Origin of the sequence: Pseudomonas fluorescens (assembly GCF_030344995.1) — a bacterium.
Lineage (GTDB): Bacteria > Pseudomonadota > Gammaproteobacteria > Pseudomonadales > Pseudomonadaceae > Aquipseudomonas > Aquipseudomonas fluorescens_BF.
The window spans coordinates 1262416-1283086 of record NZ_CP128260.1 but is presented as its reverse complement, the minus strand read 5'-3'; the positions used below and the strand labels follow the sequence as shown (position 1 = coordinate 1283086).

General features: G+C 61.4%; 18 protein-coding genes. 4 read left to right on the top strand and 14 right to left on the bottom strand.

Annotated elements, in window-relative coordinates; genetic code table 11:
- The 6 genes from QR290_RS05645 to pmbA all read right to left on the bottom strand — a co-directional run bounded on the left by QR290_RS05645 (position 1) and on the right by pmbA (position 5279).
- Positions 1-894 carry a ZIP family metal transporter gene (locus QR290_RS05645; RefSeq protein WP_115076557.1) on the bottom strand — a complete coding sequence of 298 codons (894 nt, stop codon included), beginning with the start codon at positions 892-894 and terminating at the stop codon, positions 1-3.
- 30 nt (positions 895-924) lie between these two features.
- Positions 925-1536 carry a superoxide dismutase gene (locus QR290_RS05640; RefSeq protein WP_289204519.1) on the bottom strand — a complete coding sequence of 204 codons (612 nt, stop codon included), beginning with the start codon at positions 1534-1536 and terminating at the stop codon, positions 925-927.
- Position 1537: 1 nt separating this feature from the next.
- Positions 1538-1978, bottom strand: coding sequence for a hypothetical protein (locus QR290_RS05635; protein ID WP_085698456.1), 441 nt, complete (start codon positions 1976-1978; stop codon positions 1538-1540).
- A 27-nt stretch (positions 1979-2005) separates the two neighbouring features.
- Positions 2006-3382 carry a class II fumarate hydratase gene (locus QR290_RS05630; RefSeq protein WP_289204518.1) on the bottom strand — a complete coding sequence of 459 codons (1377 nt, stop codon included), beginning with the start codon at positions 3380-3382 and terminating at the stop codon, positions 2006-2008.
- Entirely contained in the window at positions 3363-3770 is a 408-nt protein-coding gene (locus QR290_RS05625) for a FagA protein (protein WP_085711791.1), read from the bottom strand. Before QR290_RS05625 ends, QR290_RS05630 begins: the two co-directional genes overlap by 20 nt.
- Before the next feature lie 162 nt (positions 3771-3932).
- Entirely contained in the window at positions 3933-5279 is a 1347-nt protein-coding gene (pmbA, locus tag QR290_RS05620; protein ID WP_435875074.1) for a metalloprotease PmbA, read from the bottom strand.
- Positions 5280-5387: 108 nt separating this feature from the next.
- Here pmbA and yjgA point away from each other — a divergent pair, with 108 nt between their 5' ends.
- Entirely contained in the window at positions 5388-5912 is a 525-nt protein-coding gene (gene yjgA, locus QR290_RS05615) for a ribosome biogenesis factor YjgA (protein WP_115076552.1), read from the top strand.
- Positions 5913-5963: 51 nt separating this feature from the next.
- Here yjgA and tldD read toward each other — a convergent pair whose 3' ends face one another.
- The 8 genes from tldD to mreB form a co-directional block, all read right to left on the bottom strand.
- Entirely contained in the window at positions 5964-7406 is a 1443-nt protein-coding gene (gene tldD, locus QR290_RS05610) for a metalloprotease TldD (protein WP_289204516.1), read from the bottom strand.
- 5 nt (positions 7407-7411) lie between these two features.
- Positions 7412-8272 carry a carbon-nitrogen hydrolase family protein gene (locus QR290_RS05605; protein WP_115076551.1) on the bottom strand — a complete coding sequence of 287 codons (861 nt, stop codon included), beginning with the start codon at positions 8270-8272 and terminating at the stop codon, positions 7412-7414.
- A gap of 58 nt (positions 8273-8330) precedes the next feature.
- The gene (locus tag QR290_RS05600; protein WP_289204515.1) at positions 8331-12134 is read right to left on the bottom strand and encodes a YhdP family protein; all 3804 of its coding nucleotides are present in this window, start codon (positions 12132-12134) and stop codon (positions 8331-8333) included.
- Between the two features lie 75 nt (positions 12135-12209).
- The gene (gene rng / locus QR290_RS05595; RefSeq protein WP_007953605.1) at positions 12210-13667 is read right to left on the bottom strand and encodes a ribonuclease G; all 1458 of its coding nucleotides are present in this window, start codon (positions 13665-13667) and stop codon (positions 12210-12212) included.
- Between the two features lie 57 nt (positions 13668-13724).
- Positions 13725-14321 carry a Maf family protein gene (locus tag QR290_RS05590; protein WP_289204514.1) on the bottom strand — a complete coding sequence of 199 codons (597 nt, stop codon included), beginning with the start codon at positions 14319-14321 and terminating at the stop codon, positions 13725-13727.
- 43 nt (positions 14322-14364) lie between these two features.
- Positions 14365-14856 carry a rod shape-determining protein MreD gene (gene mreD / locus QR290_RS05585; RefSeq protein WP_115076548.1) on the bottom strand — a complete coding sequence of 164 codons (492 nt, stop codon included), beginning with the start codon at positions 14854-14856 and terminating at the stop codon, positions 14365-14367.
- Complete coding sequence (mreC, locus tag QR290_RS05580; protein WP_289205270.1) at positions 14856-15983, bottom strand: rod shape-determining protein MreC; 1128 nt, start codon at positions 15981-15983, stop codon at positions 14856-14858. Before mreC ends, mreD begins: the two co-directional genes overlap by 1 nt.
- A gap of 140 nt (positions 15984-16123) precedes the next feature.
- Positions 16124-17161 carry a rod shape-determining protein MreB gene (gene mreB, locus QR290_RS05575; protein WP_002555108.1) on the bottom strand — a complete coding sequence of 346 codons (1038 nt, stop codon included), beginning with the start codon at positions 17159-17161 and terminating at the stop codon, positions 16124-16126.
- Positions 17162-17372: 211 nt separating this feature from the next.
- Here mreB and gatC point away from each other — a divergent pair, with 211 nt between their 5' ends.
- The 3 genes from gatC to gatB are packed head-to-tail and all read left to right on the top strand — an operon-like array spanning position 17373 to position 20584.
- Positions 17373-17660, top strand: coding sequence for an Asp-tRNA(Asn)/Glu-tRNA(Gln) amidotransferase subunit GatC (gatC, locus tag QR290_RS05570; RefSeq protein WP_085698446.1), 288 nt, complete (start codon positions 17373-17375; stop codon positions 17658-17660).
- A gap of 16 nt (positions 17661-17676) precedes the next feature.
- Complete coding sequence (gatA, locus tag QR290_RS05565; RefSeq protein WP_129972347.1) at positions 17677-19128, top strand: Asp-tRNA(Asn)/Glu-tRNA(Gln) amidotransferase subunit GatA; 1452 nt, start codon at positions 17677-17679, stop codon at positions 19126-19128.
- A gap of 10 nt (positions 19129-19138) precedes the next feature.
- Positions 19139-20584: an Asp-tRNA(Asn)/Glu-tRNA(Gln) amidotransferase subunit GatB gene (gatB, locus tag QR290_RS05560; RefSeq protein WP_085608071.1), complete on the top strand. Its 1446-nt coding sequence runs from the start codon at positions 19139-19141 to the stop codon at positions 20582-20584.
- Positions 20585-20671 lie beyond the last annotated feature (87 nt).

The window sequence follows — 20671 nt, the reverse complement described above, 5'->3', positions numbered from 1 at the left end:
TTATCCCAACGCCGTATCCATCACCATCATCAGGCAGAAGCCGATCAGCAATCCCAGGCTCGCCAGCTTCTCGTGACCATTGCGTCGAGACTCCGGGATGACCTCGTGAGTCACCACCAGCAGCATGGCGCCCGCCGCCAACGCCAAGCCCAAGGGCAGCAACAACTCGGCAAGACTGACCAGCCACGCACAGAGCAGCGCGAACACCGGTTCGACCAGACCTGACGCTGCACCGATCAAAAACGCCTTGACCCGCGACATCCCGGCGCCGGCCAGTACCAGTGCAATCACCAGCCCTTCCGGCACATCCTGCAGGGCAATGCCCATCGCCAGACTGTCAGCGTCCGGCATTCCACCGCCAGCCGAGACCCCGACCGCCATACCTTCCGGGATATTATGGGCAATGATGGCGAACACGAACAACCAGATTCGCGGTGGAATGACCGGATGCTCGACAGTGCCAATGAGCATTTCCGGCGAGACGCCCGACACCCGGCGATCAACCAGATACAGGCCGAATGCCCCGAGCATGATGCCGAAACAGATCAGGCCACTGGCGCCCCATGGGCTCAGACCCAGACTTTCGGCAGCGGCAATCCCGGGCACGATCAGCGAAAACGCGGTCGCCGCCAGCATCACACCGGCACCAAACCCCAGCAGCGTATCGCCCAGCGCCTGGGGCATGTTGCGAATCACCAGCACCGGCACCGCGCCGAGTGCGGTGCCGAGGGCGCAAATCGCTCCGCCCTGCAACGCACGCGATAGCCTCGGTTCCAGATTCAGCCATTCCAGTCCGTGGGCGACCAGCAAGGTCATGCCCGCCAACAGCAGCAGCGACCCGATTGCGTAACGAAACATACGCCCACTTCCGATCGCCAGTGTTTCAGTGCCCATAGTCACCCTTGGATTGTTTTTATAGGAGACTTAAACCAGCGCGGCCTGATAGCGCACAGCAACTTCCGGCCAGTTGATCACGTTGTAGAAAGCGCTGATGTATTCCGGCCGACGGTTCTGATAACGCAGATAGTAGGCGTGCTCCCACACGTCGAGGCCGAGTATCGGCGTGTTGCCGTTCATCAGCGGGCTGTCCTGGTTACCGCTGCTTTCCACCACCAGTTTCTTTTCCGGGTTGACGCTGAGCCACGCCCAGCCACTGCCGAAGCGGGTCAGCGCAGCGTTGGTGAAAGCGTCCTTGAAGCTGTCGAGGCCGCCCAGTTGTTCATCGATCGCCTTGGCCAGCGCACCATCCGGTTTACCACCACCGTTGGGCACCATCACTTCCCAGAACAGCGAGTGGTTGGCGTGACCGCCACCCTGGTTGATCACCGCCGCACGGAGTTTTTCCGGCAGCTGCTGGACGCTGGAGACCAGCTTTTCCACCGGCCACTCCGCGAATTCAGTGCCCTCGACCGCAGCGTTCAGATTGTTGATGTAGGTCTGATGATGCTTGGTGTAGTGGATCTCCATGGTTTGCGCATCGATGTGCGGCTCCAGTGCGTCGTAGGCGTAAGGCAAGGCAGGAAGAGTAAAAGCCATTTCAATGGACTCCATGGTGATGTGGGGCAGGCGCGCGGCGCGCATTGCCGGTATCCGGGTGCAGCAAGCGCTGGGTGCGCGGGTATTCGCCGTGTTCGCTGATGAAATTGAGCAGCTCGACGTAGGTCTTGCTGCTCTGGCGAAGGGCTGCTTCACGCAGCGCCGGGCGCAGGCGCTCGTCCTGCATGGTCTGCAACAGCCGTTGATGGATCGCGCACAGGTACTCGGCGCTCTCCTCCGGCTGATTCAGACGCAGATGCAGATCCGCCAGGTTGTGATGAGAGATGACACAGGCCGCCACCGCTTCGTCGGCATCGGCCCAGCGCTCGAACAACACTTGCGCCAAGGCCAGCGCTTGTAAATAGGCTTCACGAGCATCGATCAGATCGCCCAGCATGAAGCAGCGATTGGCCCGTTCGATCGTGCGTTTCCAGTGCTCCATGGTGAACCTCCAAAGCGGTTGCGGTGCTTACACGCCGCCGGCGGTGAGTTTCTCGGGATTGAGCAACTCTTCCAGCTGGCTGCGCGACAGGTCGGTGTGTTCCAGCGCGACTTCGATCACCGGGCGACCTTGTTTGTAGGCCTGCTTGGCGATTTCGGCGGCTTTCTGGTAACCGATGATCGGGTTGAGCGCCGTAACCAGAATCGGGTTGCGCGACAGCGCTTCCTTGAGGCGCGACTCGTTGACCTTGAAGCTGGCGATGGCCTTGTCGCCCAGCAGACGGCTGGAGTTGGCCAGCAACTCGATGCTGCTCAGCAGGTTCTGGGCGATGATCGGCAGCATCACGTTCAGTTCGAAATTGCCCGACTGCCCGGCGATGGTGATCACCGAATCGTTGCCGATCACTTGCGCGGCCACCATGGCGGTGGCTTCCGGAATCACCGGATTGACCTTGCCCGGCATGATCGACGAGCCCGGTTGCAAACCTTCCAGCTCGATTTCACCGAGGCCGGCGAGCGGACCGGAGTTCATCCATCGCAGGTCATTGGCGATTTTCATCAGCGAGACAGCGGTGGCCTTGAGCTGACCCGACACCGCCACGGCGGTGTCTTGCGAGCCGATCAAGGCGAACAGGTCCTTGCCCGGGGTGAACTGGACATTGGTCAACTGACTGAGCTGGCGGCTGAAACGCGCAGCGAACTCCGGATGCGCATTGATCCCGGTGCCGACCGCCGTGCCGCCCTGGGCCAGAGATTGCAGGCTTGGCAGCAAATCCTGCAGGTGACCGATATTGGCCTTGAGCTGCTGCGCCCAACCGTTAAGCACCTGGCTCATGCGCACCGGCATGGCGTCCATCAAGTGGGTACGACCAGTCTTGACGTGGTGATGGACTTGTTCGGATTTGCGCTCGATCACTTGCACCAGATGCAGCAGCGCCGGCAGCAGTTGTTCGTGCAGGGCCAGCGCGGCGCTGACGTGGATGGTGGTCGGGATGATGTCGTTGCTGCTTTGCCCGCAGTTGACGTGATCGTTGGCGTGCACCGGCTCTTCCAGCAAACGGCTGGCCAGGGTGGCGATCACTTCGTTGGCGTTCATGTTGGAGCTGGTACCCGAGCCGGTCTGGAAGATATCCACCGGGAAATGCTGCATGAAGTCGCCTTCCAGCAGACCTTGGGCGGCATCGCTGATGGCTTTGCCTTGCGCGGCGCTGATCTGGTTGAGTTCGACGTTGGCGCGGGCGGCGGCCGCTTTGGCCAGGATCAGGGCGCGGATGAACTGGGTCGGCATCGGCTTGCCGCTGATCGGGAAGTTATCCACTGCGCGCTGGGTCTGCGCGCCGTAGAGAGCGTCCACCGGCACCTGCAGTTCGCCCATGCTGTCGCGCTCAATACGTGTCTTGGTCATCTGAAAATCCTTGCACCAGTTCAATAAGAGGAATCGAGGGTTGCAACTCGCAGGTGGCGAGCTGCCAGGTGTAGCTTTGCCAGCGCTTGAGCCGGCATTTGCACAGTGACAGGCGCTCCATTTCACGCAGCGGGCGCCAGGCTTGATCGAGACAGAGGCTGCGCCAGTGCCACGGCAACGCGATGTCGGTGGCCGTGTCGAGCAGCAGACGGAAAGAAGTTTCAGCGACCGTCCAGGGCGAAGTCGCCGTGCAGCAGGCCAGATATCGGCCTTCGGCCAGGTAATGCTCGATCAGGCGCGGTTCATCGGGATCCATCGCGCAACGGATCTGGCGACTCATCCAGCGCCAGCTTTCGAGGTACGGCTGCTCGTGCAAGGCAGAACTCATGATCCTGGGCTCATCCGATAATGAGATTTATTATTAGATGATAATGAGAACCAAAACAAGAGTGGCTTTTTTGCTGCCCTCATCAGCTCGAAAAATTTGCGGACACAAAAAAAGGCGCGTCACCCGATCGGGTGCCGCGCCTTTTTTATACCTGCCTGGAGCTTAACTGCCCGCGACAGTCATCTTCTCGATCAACACCGAACCCGTGCGAATGTTGCTGCGCAGTTCCAGATCGTTACCGACTGCGACGATCTGCTTGAACATGTCGCGCATGTTGCCGGCGATGGTCACTTCCTGCACTGCGAACTGGATTTCACCGTTCTCGACCCAGAAACCCGCCGCACCGCGCGAATAATCACCGGTCACCATGTTCAGGCCATGGCCCATCAGCTCGGTGACCAGCAACCCACGTCCCATGCGCCGCAGCAAGGCCGCCTGATCTTCATCGCCATGAGTGACGAACAGGTTATGCACGCCACCCGCGTTGGCGGTGCTCGGCATGCCCAGTTTGCGACCGGAATAAGTGCCAAGGATGTACGAGACCAACTCACCCTTTTCGACGAACGGTTTGGCATAGGTCGCCAGCCCGTCACCGTCGTACGACGCACTCCCCATGGCACGCATCAGGTGTGGACGCTCGTCGATGGTCAGCCATTCCGGGAACAGCTTCTGCCCCAGAGTGCCTTCGAGGAACGATGATTTGCGGTACAGACTGCCGCCGGAAATCGCCGACAGGAAGCTGCCGAACAACCCGCCCGCCAGTTCCGCCGAAAACAAAACCGGCACTTCGCAGGTCGGCACCGGGCGCGCCCCCAGACGGCTCGCCGCGCGCTGTGCCGCGCGCTGACCAATGCTCACCGGATCCGCCAGCAAACTGCCCTGACGGTTCACGTCATACCAATAATCGCGCTGCATCTGGCCATCGGCCTCGGCGATCATCACGCAACTCAGGCTGTGCCGGGTCGAGGCATAACCGCCGATGAAACCATGGCTGTTGCCATACACGCGGCAGCCCTGATGGGTGCTCAACGTGGTGCCATCGGCATTCTTGATGCGGGCATCGGCGTCGAACGCAGCGGCTTCGCAGAGCAACGCCTTCTCAATGGCCTGCTCCGGCGTAATGTCCCATTGATGGAACAGGTCGAAATCCTGAATATCCCGGGCCATCAGCGCGGCATCAGCCAGCCCCGAGGCTTCATCTTCGGAGGTGTGCTTGGCAATTGCCAGCGCCGCAGCGACGGTCTCGCGAATCGCCTCCGGCCCGGTGGCGGAGGTGCTGGCCGAGCCTTTGCGCTGACCGACGTATAACGTGATGCCAAAACCCTGATCGCGGTTGAACTCGACCGTCTCGACTTCACGTTGACGCACCGACGTCGACAGGCCCTGTTCCAGCGACACCGCCACTTCGCAGGCACTGGCACCCTGACGCTTGGCTTCGGCGATGATTTGCTCGACCTGTTCCTGCAGTGCCGGCAATGCCTGTGGGCCGACGCTTTCAACTGCACTCATGCTCATCTCCACTCAAATTCTGCTTTCGGCTGGGGCCTTCGAGCGACCGGGCCGGACAAGCGGCCCCCGACTGGTTATCATGGCGGCGTTTCTTTGCGGACTGCCACCATGGTTGATTCTTACGACGACTCCCTCGATACGGGAGAAAAAAGCAAATCCCAGGTCAAACGCGAGCTGCATGCTCTGGTTGACCTTGGCGAGCGCCTTACAACGCTCAAGCCCGACTTGCAGGCAAAACTGCCACTGACCGACGCCTTGCGCCGGGCCCTGGCCGATGCGCCCAAGCACACCGCGAACATCGCGCGTAAACGGCATTTGCAGTTCATCGGCAAACTGATGCGCGATCAGGACACTGACGCGATTCTCACCTTGCTCGATCAACTCGATGCCTCTACCCGTCAGTACAACGAGCGTTTCCACAACCTCGAACGCTGGCGTGACCGCCTGATTGCCGGTGACGATGCCGTGCTGGAGAAATTCGTCGTCGATTACCCGGACGCCGACCGCCAGCAACTGCGTTCCCTGATCCGTCAGGCCCAGCACGAGGTTGCGCATAACAAGCCTCCTGCCTCGAGCCGTAAAATCTTCAAGTACATCCGTGAGCTGGACGAGACTCAACGCGGTCTGCGCTGATATTCGCCACCGGGTGGCCGCACCGCGCGCCACCCGAAGCTCCATCCCTTCTTATGCGCCCGTGCCACCCACGGTGATCGCACCGATCTTCAGCGTCGGCTGACCGACACCCACCGGCACCGACTGCCCGTCCTTGCCGCAAGTCCCCACACCGCTGTCCAGCGCCAGATCGTTACCGACCATCGACACCCGGCTCATCGCTTCCGGACCGTTGCCGATCAACGTTGCGCCTTTGACCGGCGCGGTGATCTTGCCGTCCTCGATCAGATACGCCTCGCTGGTGGAGAACACGAACTTGCCGCTGGTGATGTCGACCTGACCGCCGCCGAGGTTGGCGCAGTAGATACCCTTCTTCACCGAGGCGATGATTTCCGCCGGATCACTCTGGCCGCCGAGCATGTAAGTGTTGGTCATCCGAGGCATCGGCAGGTGCGCGTAGGATTCACGGCGACCGTTGCCGGTGCGGGCAACGCCCATCAGCCGCGCATTGAGCTTGTCCTGCATGTAGCCCTTGAGCACGCCGTTCTCGATCAGCGTGGTGCACTCGGTCGGGGTGCCTTCGTCGTCGACGCTCAGGGAACCGCGACGGCCGGCTAGCGTACCGTCATCGACGATGGTGCAGAGCTTGGAAGCAACCATCTCGCCCATGCGCCCGCTGTAGGCCGAACTGCCCTTGCGGTTGAAGTCGCCTTCCAGACCGTGGCCGACCGCTTCGTGCAGCAGCACCCCGGACCAGCCCGAGCCCAGAACAACCGGCAATGTGCCGGCCGGTGCCGGAATCGCTTCCAGATTCACCAGCGCCTGACGCAGCGCTTCACGGGCATAACCCATGGCGCGGTCTTCGGCGAGGAAATAACGGTAGTCGGTACGCCCGCCGCCGCCGTGACCGCCGCGCTCGCGACGGCCGTTCTGCTCGACGATCACGCTGACGTTGAAGCGCACCAGTGGACGCACATCGGCAGCCAGGCCACCGTCGGTCGATGCCACCAGAATACGTTCCCAGACTCCGGCCATGCTGACGCTGACCTGCTGGATACGCGGGTCGAGGGCGCGGGTCGCAACATCGATGCGCTTGAGCAGTTCGACTTTTTCAGCGCGGCTCAGCACTTCCAGCGGGTTATCCGGCGCATACAACTGGGCGACGTCCTGCGTACTGAACGCCTGCACCGTGCCGTTCTGCCCGGCGCGGGAAATCGAACGGGCCGCACGGGCGGCCGCGCCAAGGGCTTCGAGGGTGATCGCGTTGCTGTAGGCAAAACCGGTTTTCTCACCGGACTGCGCCCGCACGCCGACACCCTGGTCGAGGTTGAAACTGCCTTCCTTGACGATGCCGTCTTCCAGCGACCAGGATTCGGAAATCTGCCCCTGGAAATACAGGTCGGCCGCATCGATGCCTGGACCCGCCAGATCACCGAGCACGCCTTGCAGGCTCTCGATCGTCACGCCGCCGGGCGCCAACAGGTGATCACTGACTGAGGACAACAACTCGCTCATAGGTTTTACGCCTTAAATTCGTGTTCTGAAGCAGGTCGCTGTGCGCCCTGCGAAAAAAACCGCCGATGACCCGTCACCGGCATTCGCGCCCGGATGGACGCCTGTTCATTGCTGTCGCGCTCGGCCAGCAATACGGCTTCACCTTGTTCCTGCTGCGCCAGCACGCGTCCCCACGGGTCGACAATCGCACCGTGGCCAAAGGTTTCCCTCGGCCCCGGATGCGTTCCGCCCTGGGCGGCCGCCAGCACATAGCACTGGGTTTCAATCGCCCGTGCCCGGATCAATACGTCCCAGTGCGCCGCACCGGTCACCGCGGTGAAGGCCGACGGTGCGGTAATCAGTTCAGCCCCTGCCGCACGCAACTCGCTGTACAGCTCCGGAAAGCGCAGGTCGTAACACACCGTCAGGCCGATTCGGCCGACCGGCGTGTCCGCGACCACCACGCCACTGCCATAAGCATAGTCATCGGATTCGCGGTAACGGCCGCGATTGTCCGCTACGTCGACATCGAACAGGTGCAACTTGTCATAGCGGGCAACGATTTCGCCCTGATCGTCCACCAGCAACGAGCAGGCATGGGACTTGGCCTCAGGCTGTCCCACCGGCGGCAACGGCAAGGTCCCGGCCACAATCCATAACCTGAGGTCGCGGGCGGTCTGTTTCAACCACGGCAGGATCGGGCCTTCGCCGAGCGCTTCGGCGCGGCCGATGTCGGCGATGTCGCGACGACCCATGGCCGCGAAGTTTTCCGGCAGCACGGCCAGCTTCGCGCCAGCGTTGGCCGCCTGTTCGAGCAAACGTCGGGCATCGCGCAGATTGGCCAGCACATCGCTCTGGCTGACCATTTGAATCACCGCTAAAGACATGGCGCACTCCGCAAGAGGTATGCGGCCATGCTACTCCATCGGTTCAGGGGCTGGCTGTTCAAAAAGGCTTGTCGAAGGTGATTTTCGGCTCTTTCCACGGGCCTTTGACGGTGTATTTGACGCTGGCAAACCGCGCCACGCGATCGCCGATCAGCTTGTCGATCAGGAACAATGCGCCGCCGACTGCCGGCGCGCCGACAATCAGCGCAGCAATCGGCAGGTTATTGGTTACCGGCAAAGTCACCAGCAATTTGGCATCCACCTTGTCGCCCACCAGATCCAGCGTGCCGTCCAGTTCAAGATTGCTCGAAGGACCGGTCAGTTTGATCGGCTCTTTCGTCACATACACGCCGTTGGTCGCCACCAGCAATCCCTTGACCCGGTCATAGCTCAAGCCTTTGCCGAACAGATCGGAGAAGTCGAGACGCAAACGCCGGCCGATCGAGTTGAAGTTGAGCAGACCGAACACCCGTAATGCCTGAGCGCCGCCCTCCACTTCAACAAACTGACCTTTATTCAACGACGCATCGAGGGTGCCGGAGAAACGTTTGGTCGCCAGCCACGCAGGTGAGCCCGGCCAACGGCCGTCGACATCCATGTGGAATTCTTCACTGGTCACGCTCGGCGCAAACCCCCAGCCCTTGAGGACATCGGCGAGGTTCTTGCCGCCGATCCGTCCCTTGTACCAACTGGTCGTGGCACCGGGCGTTCCTTCCCAGCCGCCGCTGCCCTGCAGGAGGATGCCCTTGAGGCCCAGATCGAGATTATTCAGCGCGATTCCCTTGGCGGTCGGCCGAACCTTGAGCGACCAGCCACCGACCAGATCCTGGCCCTGGAACAATTGATTGATGGTGATATCCAGCGCCGGAATCTTGCTCGGATCGACCGAGGCCAGAGGGTCCGGCGCATTTTCGTCGGCCTGCACCGTCGGGTCCGGCGCCGGCAACCGCACGTATTGCAGGTTCACCGCAATCGGCGCGCCTTTGGCGTCGGGAATACCGGCCGTGCCTTTGGCCTGCTGACTGTCGAGGGCCAGAGCCCAGGCGCCGGGCTTGCGATTCACCTGCACTGCCGCCTGATCCAGCGTGGTGCCGAAGGCCGTGAGTTTGCCGATCTTGAAGTCCGCGCTGCTGAGCAACTGCTTGGCGTTACCGCCCGGATCCTGGCCGGCGTACTTGTCCAGGAGATCCTGCCAGGGTTTTACGTCCAACTCGGACAACACGCCGCGTATCCGCAAGCCTTTGTTACCCGGCAATACGGCTTCGCCGGCGCCGAGGAACAATTCGCCACGGCCATCGGCGAAACTGCTCGGTGGCGCGGCGAAAGTGAAGTTGGCCAGTTGATCGTAATTGACCCAGTAACGCCGCTCCTGCCCCTGCAACGTCATGCGGAACACCGTGTCACGCCCGACATCGGCCGCCATGCCGAACGGCGCCGGCAGATCCACCGCCACGCCCTTCAGGCTTGAGCTGACCATCAACTGGCTGTCCGCGCCGTCCAGATTCACTTGCAACTGGTAAGGGATGGTCCCGGACACCGGCAACGGCTGGGTCACGCCCAGCCAGTCGGTGAGTTTCTTGACCTCGACCTGCCCTGACGCTGCTACCCGGGTCTTGAGCTTGCCGGGGCCGCCGTCGGCGAAGATCTGCGCGGTGACCGGTTTGTCGAAGGCACGGGCACTGATGTTCTGCCCGCTCAGACCCTTGGCGCTGTCGAAGCGGAAATCACCCTTGAGCTGGCTCAGTTCGAGCTTCGGCTCCGCCAGCTTCAATCGCGCATTGGCGGTTTTGAAATCGACGAGGATTTTCGGCTGATCGTCCTTGGCCAACGGCACATCGAGTTTGAGCTTGCCCTGCAGGTCACCGTCGCCTTCCCAACCGGCGAAGGTGTCGGCGGTGCCGATCGGCGCTTCCTGAAGAATCTTCAGCCCATCGCCCAGACCGCCGGCAAAGCTGCCGTCGAGGAACATGTGGCTGTGCTCGCCGCTCGGCACATGGGGAATATTGACGAAGACATCGCTGACCTGTGTGTCGAGCAACTGGCCTTTGCTGGCGAGAATCCGCACGCCGCTGTCTTCGATGAACACATCACCGCTGACCTTGCTCACGTGCGGCCAGCCCGGCTGGAACGCCAGCTCGGCATCATGCACCTTGAAGAACAGACTGATGCTGCGATCCGCCTCCCCGGCGTTCTTGTTCAGCGAACCCTGATACTGGAAGAAGCCCTGATCCACCGCGCCCTTGAGAATCGCCGTGCGCAGCCATTCGTCGAGGGCCGGGCTCAGGACTTCAGGCAGGTACTTGGCGGTGTAGCGACCGTCGCCATCCACCAGGCCGACCCGCAGGTCCATGTAGTCTTCCTGGCTGTGATCGAAATGCAGGCGGATCAGGAAGTCGCCGGCAATCTTGCCTTCCTCGCCGAGCACCTTGAGGTACGGCGCGATCAGGGTGAAACCTTCTTTATCGAGTTTCCAGGTCAACCGGGCGTTAGCCTGAATGTATTGCCATGGCTTGGCGAAAATCGGATCGAGGTGCAGGACGAAATCCTTGCTGTCCATGCGCAACTCACCGCCGCCGAGGTTGCCGCTGAGACTGCCGCTGACGTTCCGCGCGGCCGGCGCACCGTGATAGGCGTCGAAGCCGACCTGATCAAGGTTGGCGGCGAAGCTGAATTTGCTGTCATCAGTGGCGTTCGGGCGAAAATCCAGCAGCACATTACGCAGACCGCCAGTCACCTTCAGGCGCTCGACCACGGTGGCGAAGCCTTGGGGCAATGGGCCAAGTGCATTGAGCAAGGGTGTGATCGGGGTCAGGTCGAGCCGGTCGGCCTGCAAATGCCAGAGTTCTTCGGTCTTGTCGGTGGCGGCAGTCTGTTTGATCTGCACATGCGATTCCCAGCGGGTTTCGCCGAAATTCATCGCCAGCGAATCAAGCGTGACAGTGACCCCCTCGGGACCGCGCTGGAAGTAGCCGTTGAGAGCCAGATTGTTGATCTGGATCGGCTTGCGCTCGGCGTAGGCACCAGTCAGTTGCGGCGCGTTGAGACGGATCGCAGCACTCTGCAACGCCCCCTCGCGCCAGTTGACCCACAGCTCGCCACCGGCCTTGATCTCGGAGAAATTCCATTGCTGGGTCACGCGCTCGGGCAGCCATTTCGACCAGTCGCTCTGCGGCAGGCTGACATATCCTTCCACTTCGCTGTTCTGCCACTCGCTCGCACGAATCCGCGTGCGCAGGCTCAGCGCCACGGGCTGGCCGTCGGGCAGGGTCAATCGTGCATCTAGACGCTGACGGCTGGTGCCGGTCTTGAGATTGAGGCCGACATACGTGAGGGTCAGCGGTGCCTGCTCCCGCGGCTGCAAGGTCACCTGACTGTCGAGCACCGACAGTTGCTGAATCATTTGCATGCGGTTGAACAGTTGCTCGGGATCCATGGGCTGATCCTGCTGCACCGGCAAGCCTTCCAGCGCCCACTTTCCGTCTTCGCCTTCCTTGAGGCTGATCTTCAGGCCGTTGAGTTCAAGATGGGCGATGCGCACTTCGCGGGCCAGCAGACTGGCCCAGAGGTCAGGCACTGCGCGCACCCGATCCAGGCGCAAGGCATTGGCGCCGCTGCCGACCATCACGTCGTGAGCCAGCAGAATCGGGGCAAATCCGCTCCAGTTGCCTTCCAGCTCGCCGATCTGCAGCGGCATGCCCAGGGCGGCACTGGCCTTGTCTTCGATATCGGTGCGGTATTCGGCCACCAGTGGCGTGAGTTCCCGGCCGAGACTGACGTACAACGCCATCAATACCAGAACCAACGCGCACAGGCCCAGACCCCAGCGGGTCAGTGCGGCCAAAATGCGTGTCAGACGTTCCATGTCAGTTGGCTCCCATGGCAAAAATACTGCAAAAAGCTGAGGCCAGCCGTTTCAGGAAAAGGGTGACGCAGGGGTTCAGAGCAGCACCACGTCATATTGTTCCTGGGAATACATGGTTTCTACCTGGAAGCGTATGGTGCGCCCGATGAAACCTTCAAGTTCGGCCACGTTACCGGACTCTTCATCGAGCAGGCGATCCACCACTTTCTGGTTCGCCAGCACCCGATAACCCTCGGCCTGATAGGCCCGGGCTTCACGCAGGATCTCGCGGAAAATCTCGTAGCAAATGGTTTCCGGGGTTTTCAGCTTGCCCCGGCCCTGACAACTGCTGCACGGTTCGCACAGCACCTGCTCGAGGCTTTCGCGGGTGCGCTTGCGCGTCATCTGCACCAGGCCCAACTCGGTGATACCGATGATGTTGGTCTTGGCGTGATCGCGCTCCAGCTGCTTCTCCAGGGTACGCAGCACCTGACGCTGGTGCTCTTCGTCTTCCATGTCGATGAAGTCGATGATGATGATCCCGCCCAGATTGCGCAGGCGCATCTGCCGGGCAATTGCGGTCGCGGCTTCGAGGTTGGTCTTGAAGATGGTTTCTTCGAGGTTGCGATGACCGACGAACGCCCCGGTGTTCACGTCGATGGTGGTCATGGCTTCCGCCGGATCGATCACCAGATAGCCGCCGGACTTCAGCGGCACCTTGCGCTCCAGGGCTTTCTGGATTTCGTCTTCGACGCCGTACAGGTCGAAAATCGGTCGTTCACCCGGGTAGTGTTCCAGACGATCGGCGATTTCCGGCATCAGTTCGGCGACGAACTGCGTGGTCTTCTGGAAGGTTTCCCGGGAGTCGATGCGGATCTTCTCGATCTTCGGGCTGACCAGATCGCGCAGGGTGCGCAGCGCCAGGCCGAGGTCTTCGTAGATCACGCTCGGTGCGCCGATGGTCTTGATCTGTTCGTTGATCTGATCCCACAGGCGGCGCAGGTAGCGGATGTCCATCAGGATCTCATCGGCCCCGGCACCTTCGGCAGCGGTGCGCAAAATGAAGCCGCCAGCCTCCTTGATGCCTTCTTTGGCCACGCAATCGCTGACCACCTGCTTGAGGCGTTCGCGCTCGGCTTCGTCTTCGATCTTCAGAGAAATGCCGACGTGGGCGGTGCGCGGCATGTACACCAGATAGCGCGACGGAATCGACAGTTGAGTGGTCAGGCGCGCACCTTTGGAACCGATCGGATCCTTGGTGACCTGCACCACCAGGCTCTGGCCTTCGTGCACCAGAGCGCTGATGCTTTCTACCGCCGGGCCTTCGCGCAGGGAAATTTCCGAGGCGTGAATGAAGGCCGCGCGATCCAGGCCGATGTCGACGAAGGCCGCCTGCATGCCCGGCAGGACCCGCACCACCTTGCCTTTATAGATGTTGCCGACGATCCCGCGTTTTTGCGTACGCTCGACGTGCACTTCTTGCAGCACACCGTTTTCGACCACCGCCACGCGCGATTCCATCGGCGTGATGTTGATCAGAATCTCTTCACTCATGGCAGGGTCTCGTTCAGGCATGTTCACGATAATGGCCGCATCTTGTCCGTTCGACGCTCATTGCGCGTTCAGGGTTTGCCAACAGGGTATGCCGAAATGGCCGAGCAGTTCTGCGCTTTCGCACACCGGCAGCCCGACGACTGCCGAGTAACTGCCATTGAGGCCGGCGACGAACACCGCGCCGAGCCCCTGAATGCCATAGCCACCCGCCTTGTCCCGGGGCTCGCCGCTGGCCCAGTAGGCGGCGGCTTCTTCGCGGCTGATCGACCGGAAACGCACCAGACTGCGCACCACCCGCGCCTCGCAGCGCTCGCCGTCGAGCACGGCAATCGCCGTCAGCACTTCATGCTCCTTGCCGGACAACATCATCAGCATGGCGCATGCGTCGGCTTCGTCCACCGGTTTGCCAAGAATTTTGCCGTCCAGCACCACCGCGGTATCGGCGCCCAATACGCAAAACGGGATCTCGGAAACGACGGTGCGCCGCCCGGCCTCCGCCTTGCCGCGCGCCAGGCGCTCGACGTAGGCCGATGGGGATTCATTGGCTAGAGGGGATTCATCGATATCCGCGCTGATGGCGGTAAACGGGATGCCGATCTGCGTGAGCAATTCACGCCGACGCGGCGATCCTGAGGCGAGGTAAAGCTTTTTCATCAAGACATCTCCCTGTCGAGGTGCGGGCAAATGCCTGACCGAATCAGTTGATTTTGTAGCGCCGGCGCAATCCACGCAAAGCGAAGCTGACCCATGGCCAGAGCAAGGCACTGACCAGTGCCGGCAGGACCAGCGCGAGGGTCGGCTGACGGTTGCCGGTCAAGGCACTGAGCCAGAGCTGTACGAGCTGGGCGAGGCCGAAGATCACCAGGATCACCAGACTCTGCTGCCACATCGGGAACATTCGCAGACGTTGCTGCAACGACAGCACCAGGAACGTGATCAGCGTCAGGATCAAGGCATTCTGACCGAGCAGATCACCCTGCAGAACGTCCTCGGCCAGTCCCAGACAGAAGGCCGTGACCATGCCGACGGTATGCGGCAGATACAACGCCCAGAAAGTCAGGAGCAAGGCCAGCCACAGCGGGCGCAGGATTTCCATGAAAATGGGCAGTGGCGACACACTCAGCAGTATGCCGATGATAAACGTCAGCCAGACAATCCAGCCGTTACGCGATGCGGTAGCCCCGACCATTATTCTTGCCTCCCGGTGGTAGCCGGCGCAGTGACAGGCGGTTTGGCCGCTGGTCGGGCCGCCGGCTGATTCGCCGGCGGTTTGCTGGCCGCTGGTGTGGCTGCAGGCGGTTTGCTTGCAGCGGGTTTGGCCGGCGTGGTACTGGCGGCAGGCGCAGCCGGCGTCGCCGTGGCAGGGTTTGCTGCTGCGGCTGCGGCAGGCGGAGTGACGACTTTCGGCACCGTGGCCGGAATTACCGGACCGCCACCAAAGGCATCGAGGTTTTCCTGCGCCTGTGCGGCATCGTTGGCACGTTCTTCGGCGGTGCGGTTGTCACTGAACACCAGCAGCAGGTAACGACTGCGGTTCAGTGCGGCGGTCGGCACGGCGCGAACAATGGCGAAAGGCTGGCCGGAATCGTGGATAACTTCCTTGACCGTGGCCACCGGATAACCGGCCGGGAAGCGCTGACCCAAGCCAGAGCTGACCAGCAGATCGCCTTCCTTGACGTCGGCGGTGTCCGCCACGTGGCGCAGCTCCAGACGCTCAGGGTTACCGGTGCCGCTGGCGATCGCCCGCAGACCGTTACGGTTCACTTGCACGGGAATGCTGTGGGTCGAGTCGGTCAGCAGCAACACACGGGAGGTGTACGGCATCAACTCGACCACCTGCCCCATCAGGCCGCGCGCATCGAGCACCGGCTGACCGAGCACCACGCCATCACGCTCACCTTTATTGATGATGATGCGATGGGTGAAAGGGTTGGGGTCCATGCCGATCAGCTCGGCCACTTCGACCTTCTCGTTGACCAGCGCGGAGGAATTGAGCAACTCGCGCAGACGGACGTTCTGCTCGGTGAGGGCGGCAAGCTTCTGCATGCGACCCTGCAACAGCAGGTTCTCCGACTTGAGTTTTTCATTTTCGGCGACGAGCTCGGTGCGACTGCCGAACTGGCTGGCGATACCTTCCCACAACCGTCCGGGCAGGTCAGTAATCCAGTAGGCGTCCATCAGCACCAGCGAGGCCTGGCTGCGTACGGGTTTAAGCAGGCTGAAACGCGCGTCAACGACCATCAGCGCGACCGATAGCACGGCCAGCACCAACAAGCGCACGCCCAGTGAGGGGCCCTTGGCGAAAAGCGGTTTAATAAGCCGCTCCTCCCAGGCAAATGTTCTGTTTATTCATACGGCATCAAACCGGCCTGGATGAAGACTGACAGAAGATAAACGCCAACAGGCAGCACTGCAAAGTGCTGCCTGTGCGCTCACCCACGTATTGCACCCGGCGATTATTCGCTGGAGAGCAGGTCCATGGTGTGCTTGTCCATCATTTCCAATGCACGGCCACCGCCGCGAGCGACGCAGGTCAGCGGATCTTCGGCAACGATCACCGGCAGACCGGTTTCCTGGGCCAGCAGCTTGTCGAGGTCACGCAGCAGCGCGCCACCACCGGTCAGCACCAGGCCACGCTCGGCGATGTCGGAAGCCAGTTCCGGCGGCGATTGCTCCAGAGCACTTTTCACGGCCTGAACGATGGTAGCCAGCGACTCTTGCAGAGCTTCCAGCACTTCGTTGGAGTTCAGGGTGAATGCGCGTGGAACGCCTTCGGCCAGGTTGCGACCGCGAACGTCGACTTCGCGAACTTCGCCGCCCGGGTAGGCCGTGCCGATTTCCTGCTTGATGCGCTCGGCGGTGGATTCGCCGATCAGGCTGCCGTAGTTGCGGCGCACGTAGGTGATGATCGCTTCGTCGAAGCGGTCGCCGCCAACGCGTACGGATTCGGCATAGACCACACCGTTCAGGGAGATCAGCGCGATTTCGGTAGTACCACCACCGATATCCACGACCATCGAACCGCGAGCCTCTTCAACCGGCAGGCCGGCACCGATCGCAGCGGCCATCGGCTCTTCGATCAGGAACACTTCACGGGCACCGGCGCCAAGGGCCGATTCACGGATGGCACGACGCTCAACCTGGGTGGACTTGCATGGAACGCAGATCAGCACACGAGGGCTGGGCTGCAGAAAGCTGTTTTCGTGAACCTTGTTAATAAAGTATTGCAGCATCTTTTCGCAGACGCTGAAGTCGGCGATCACGCCGTCCTTCATCGGACGAATGGCAGCAATGTTGCCCGGCGTACGGCCAAGCATGCGCTTCGCTTCGGTGCCGACAGCGACGACACTTTTCTGGTTACCGTGTGTCCGAATGGCCACAACCGATGGCTCATTCAGGACGATACCGCGCTCGCGCACGTAAATAAGGGTGTTGGCAGTGCCCAGGTCAATGGAAAGATCGCTGGAAAACATGCCACGCAGTTTCTTGAACATGGGAAAGGGACCCTAGGCAACGCGTGGGTAAAAAAGTGCGGCAAACTCTAACAACGACAGGGATTTTGGGCAAGGCGCCAATATGTTAAATTGGCCGCTTTTCTGTGCACCAAGCCCCACAATCGCGGCCTTATGACCGTAGAAGTGCGGTAGTGTTCCGACAATCTAACACACGGACGCCGTCCGTCCTGTTTTCCACTGGAGAAACCCGATGGCGCTAGAACGCTCCGACGTGGAAAAAATCGCTCATCTGGCCAGCCTTGGCCTTAATGACGCCGATCTTCCACATATCACTTCGGCCCTCAACAGCATTCTCGGGCTGGTCGACGAAATGCAGGCGGTCGATACCGACGGTATCGAGCCGCTGGCCCACCCGCTGGAAGCCAGTCAGCGCCTGCGCGCCGACGTCGTGACCGAAAGCAATAACCGCGAGGCTTATCAGTCCATCGCACCAGCGGTCGAAAACGGCCTGTATCTGGTTCCGAAAGTCATCGACTAAAGGGAAAGAGCCTGCAATGCATCAATTGACTCTGGCCGAGATCGCCCGCGGTCTCGCCGATAAAAAGTTTTCTTCCGAAGAGCTGACCAAAGTCCTGCTGGCGCGCATTACCCAGCTCGATCCGCAGCTCAACAGTTTCATCAGCCTCACCGAAGAGCTGGCCCTCGAGCAGGCGAAAGCCGCCGATGCGCGCCGGGCCAACGGTGAGAGTGGCGCGCTGCTGGGCGCGCCGATTGCTCACAAAGACCTGTTCTGCACCCAGGGCATCCGCACCAGCTGCGGCTCGAAGATGCTCGACAACTTCAAGGCTCCGTATGACGCCACCGTGGTGTCGAAGTTGGCTGCCGCCGGCACCGTGACCCTGGGCAAGACCAACATGGACGAATTCGCCATGGGTTCGGCCAACGAGTCGAGCTGGTACGGCGCGGTGAAAAACCCGTGGAACCTGGAACACGTGCCGGGCGGTTCGTCCGGTGGCTCGGCAGCGGCAGTTGCCGCTCGTCTGTTGCCAGCCGCGACGGCCACCGACACCGGCGGCTCGATCCGCCAACCGGCCGCTTTCACCAACCTCACCGGCCTGAAACCGACCTACGGTCGCGTTTCGCGCTGGGGCATGATCGCTTACGCCTCCAGCCTCGATCAGGGCGGCCCTCTGGCTCGCACTGCCGAAGACTGCGCAATTTTGTTGCAAGGTATGGCCGGCTTCGATCCGAACGACTCCACCAGCATCGATGAGCCAGTGCCAGACTACGCCGCTGGTCTGAACGGTTCGCTGCAAGGCCTGCGCATCGGCGTGCCGAAGGAATACTTCGGTGCCGGCCTCGACCCGCGCATCGCCGACCTGATCCAGAACAGCATTAAAGAGCTGCAGAAGCTCGGTGCCGTGATCAAGGAAATCAGCCTGCCGAACATGCAGCACGCGATTCCTGCGTACTACGTGATCGCCCCGGCAGAAGCTTCGTCCAACCTGTCGCGATTCGACGGCGTGCGCTTCGGCCACCGCTGCGAAGATCCGAAGAACCTGGAAGACCTGTACAAGCGCTCCCGTGGCGAAGGCTTCGGGGCTGAAGTACAGCGCCGGATCATGGTCGGTGCCTACGCGCTGTCCGCCGGTTACTACGACGCCTACTACCTGAAAGCGCAGAAGATCCGTCGCCTGGTGAAGAACGACTTCATGGCTGCCTTTAATGAAGTCGACATCATCCTCGGCCCGACCACGCCAAACCCGGCCTGGAAACTCGGCGCCAAGAACAGCGACCCGGTCGCTGCCTACCTGGAAGACGTCTACACCATCACCGCCAACCTCGCGGGCCTGCCGGGCCTGTCGATGCCGGCCGGTTTTGTCGACGGCCTGCCGGTTGGCGTGCAGCTGCTAGCTCCGTATTTCCAGGAAGGTCGCCTGTTGAACGTTGCCCACCAGTATCAGTTGAACACTGACTGGCACACCCGCACCCCAACCGGCTTCTGAGGAGACACACATGCAATGGGAAGTCGTGATCGGGCTGGAGATTCACACCCAGCTCACCACCCGGTCGAAAATCTTTTCCGGTAGTTCCACCACGTTCGGCTCCGAGCCGAACACCCAGGCCAGCCTGATCGACCTGGGCATGCCCGGCGTGCTGCCGGTGCTGAACCAGGAAGCGGTGCGCATGGCGGTGATGTTCGGTCTGGCGATTGACGCCGAGATCGGTCAGCACAACGTGTTCGCGCGTAAAAACTATTTCTACCCGGACCTGCCGAAGGGCTACCAGATCAGCCAGATGGAATTGCCGATCGTCGGCAAGGGCCACCTGGACATCGCCCTGGAAGACGGCACGGTCAAACGCGTCGGCATCACCCGCGCGCACCTGGAAGAAGACGCCGGCAAGAGCCTGCACGAAGAATTCAGCGGTGCCACCGGCATCGACCTGAACCGTGCCGGCACGCCGCTGCTGGAAATCGTTTCCGAGCCTGACATGCGCAGCGCCAAGGAAGCCGTGGCCTACGTCAAGGCGATCCACGCGCTGGTGCGTTACCTGGGCATCTGCGACGGCAACATGGCCGAAGGTTCGCTGCGTTGCGACTGCAACGTGTCGATCCGTCCGAAAGGCCAGGTCGAGTTCGGCACCCGCTGCGAGATCAAGAACGTCAACTCGTTCCGTTTCATCGAGAAGGCGATCAACTCCGAGATCCAGCGTCAGATCGACCTGATCGAAGACGGCGGCAAAGTGATCCAGCAGACCCGTCTGTACGATCCGAACAAGGACGAAACCCGTCCGATGCGCAGCAAGGAAGAAGCCAACGACTACCGTTACTTCCCCGATCCGGACCTGCTGCCGGTGGTCATCGAGGACTCGTTCCTCAACGACGTGCGCGCCACCCTGCCGGAGCTGCCACCGCAGAAACGCGAGCGCTTCCAGAGTGCGTTCGGTCTGTCGGCCTATGACGCCAACGTGCTGGCCACCAGCCGTGAGCAGGCGGACTACTTCGAGAAAGTCGCGAGCATTGGCGGCGACGCCAAACTGGCGGCAAACTGGGTGATGGTCGAGTTGGGCAGCCTGCTCAACAAGCAGAACCTGGACATCGAGGATTCGCCGGTTTCGGCCGAGCAACTGGGCGGCATGCTGCAGCGCATCAAGGACAACACCATCTCCGGCAAGATCGCCAAGGTGGTGTTCGAAGCGATGGCCAACGGCGAAGGCAGCGCAGACGAGATCATCGAAAAGCGCGGCCTGAAGCAAGTCACCGACACCGGTGCGATCTCGGCGGTACTGGACGAAATGCTCGCGGCCAACGCCGAGCAGGTCGAGCAATACCGTGCGGCAGACGAAGCCAAGCGCGGCAAGATGTTCGGTTTCTTCGTCGGTCAGGCCATGAAAGCCTCCAAAGGCAAGGCCAACCCGCAGCAAGTGAACGAACTGCTGAAAAGCAAGCTCGAAGGCTGACCACAATGGAGCCAGATCCAAAGCCTGGCTCCATTCCCTGTGGGAGTGGCGGTTCGGCGCTCCGACTTGCCCGCGAAGGCCTCGTGA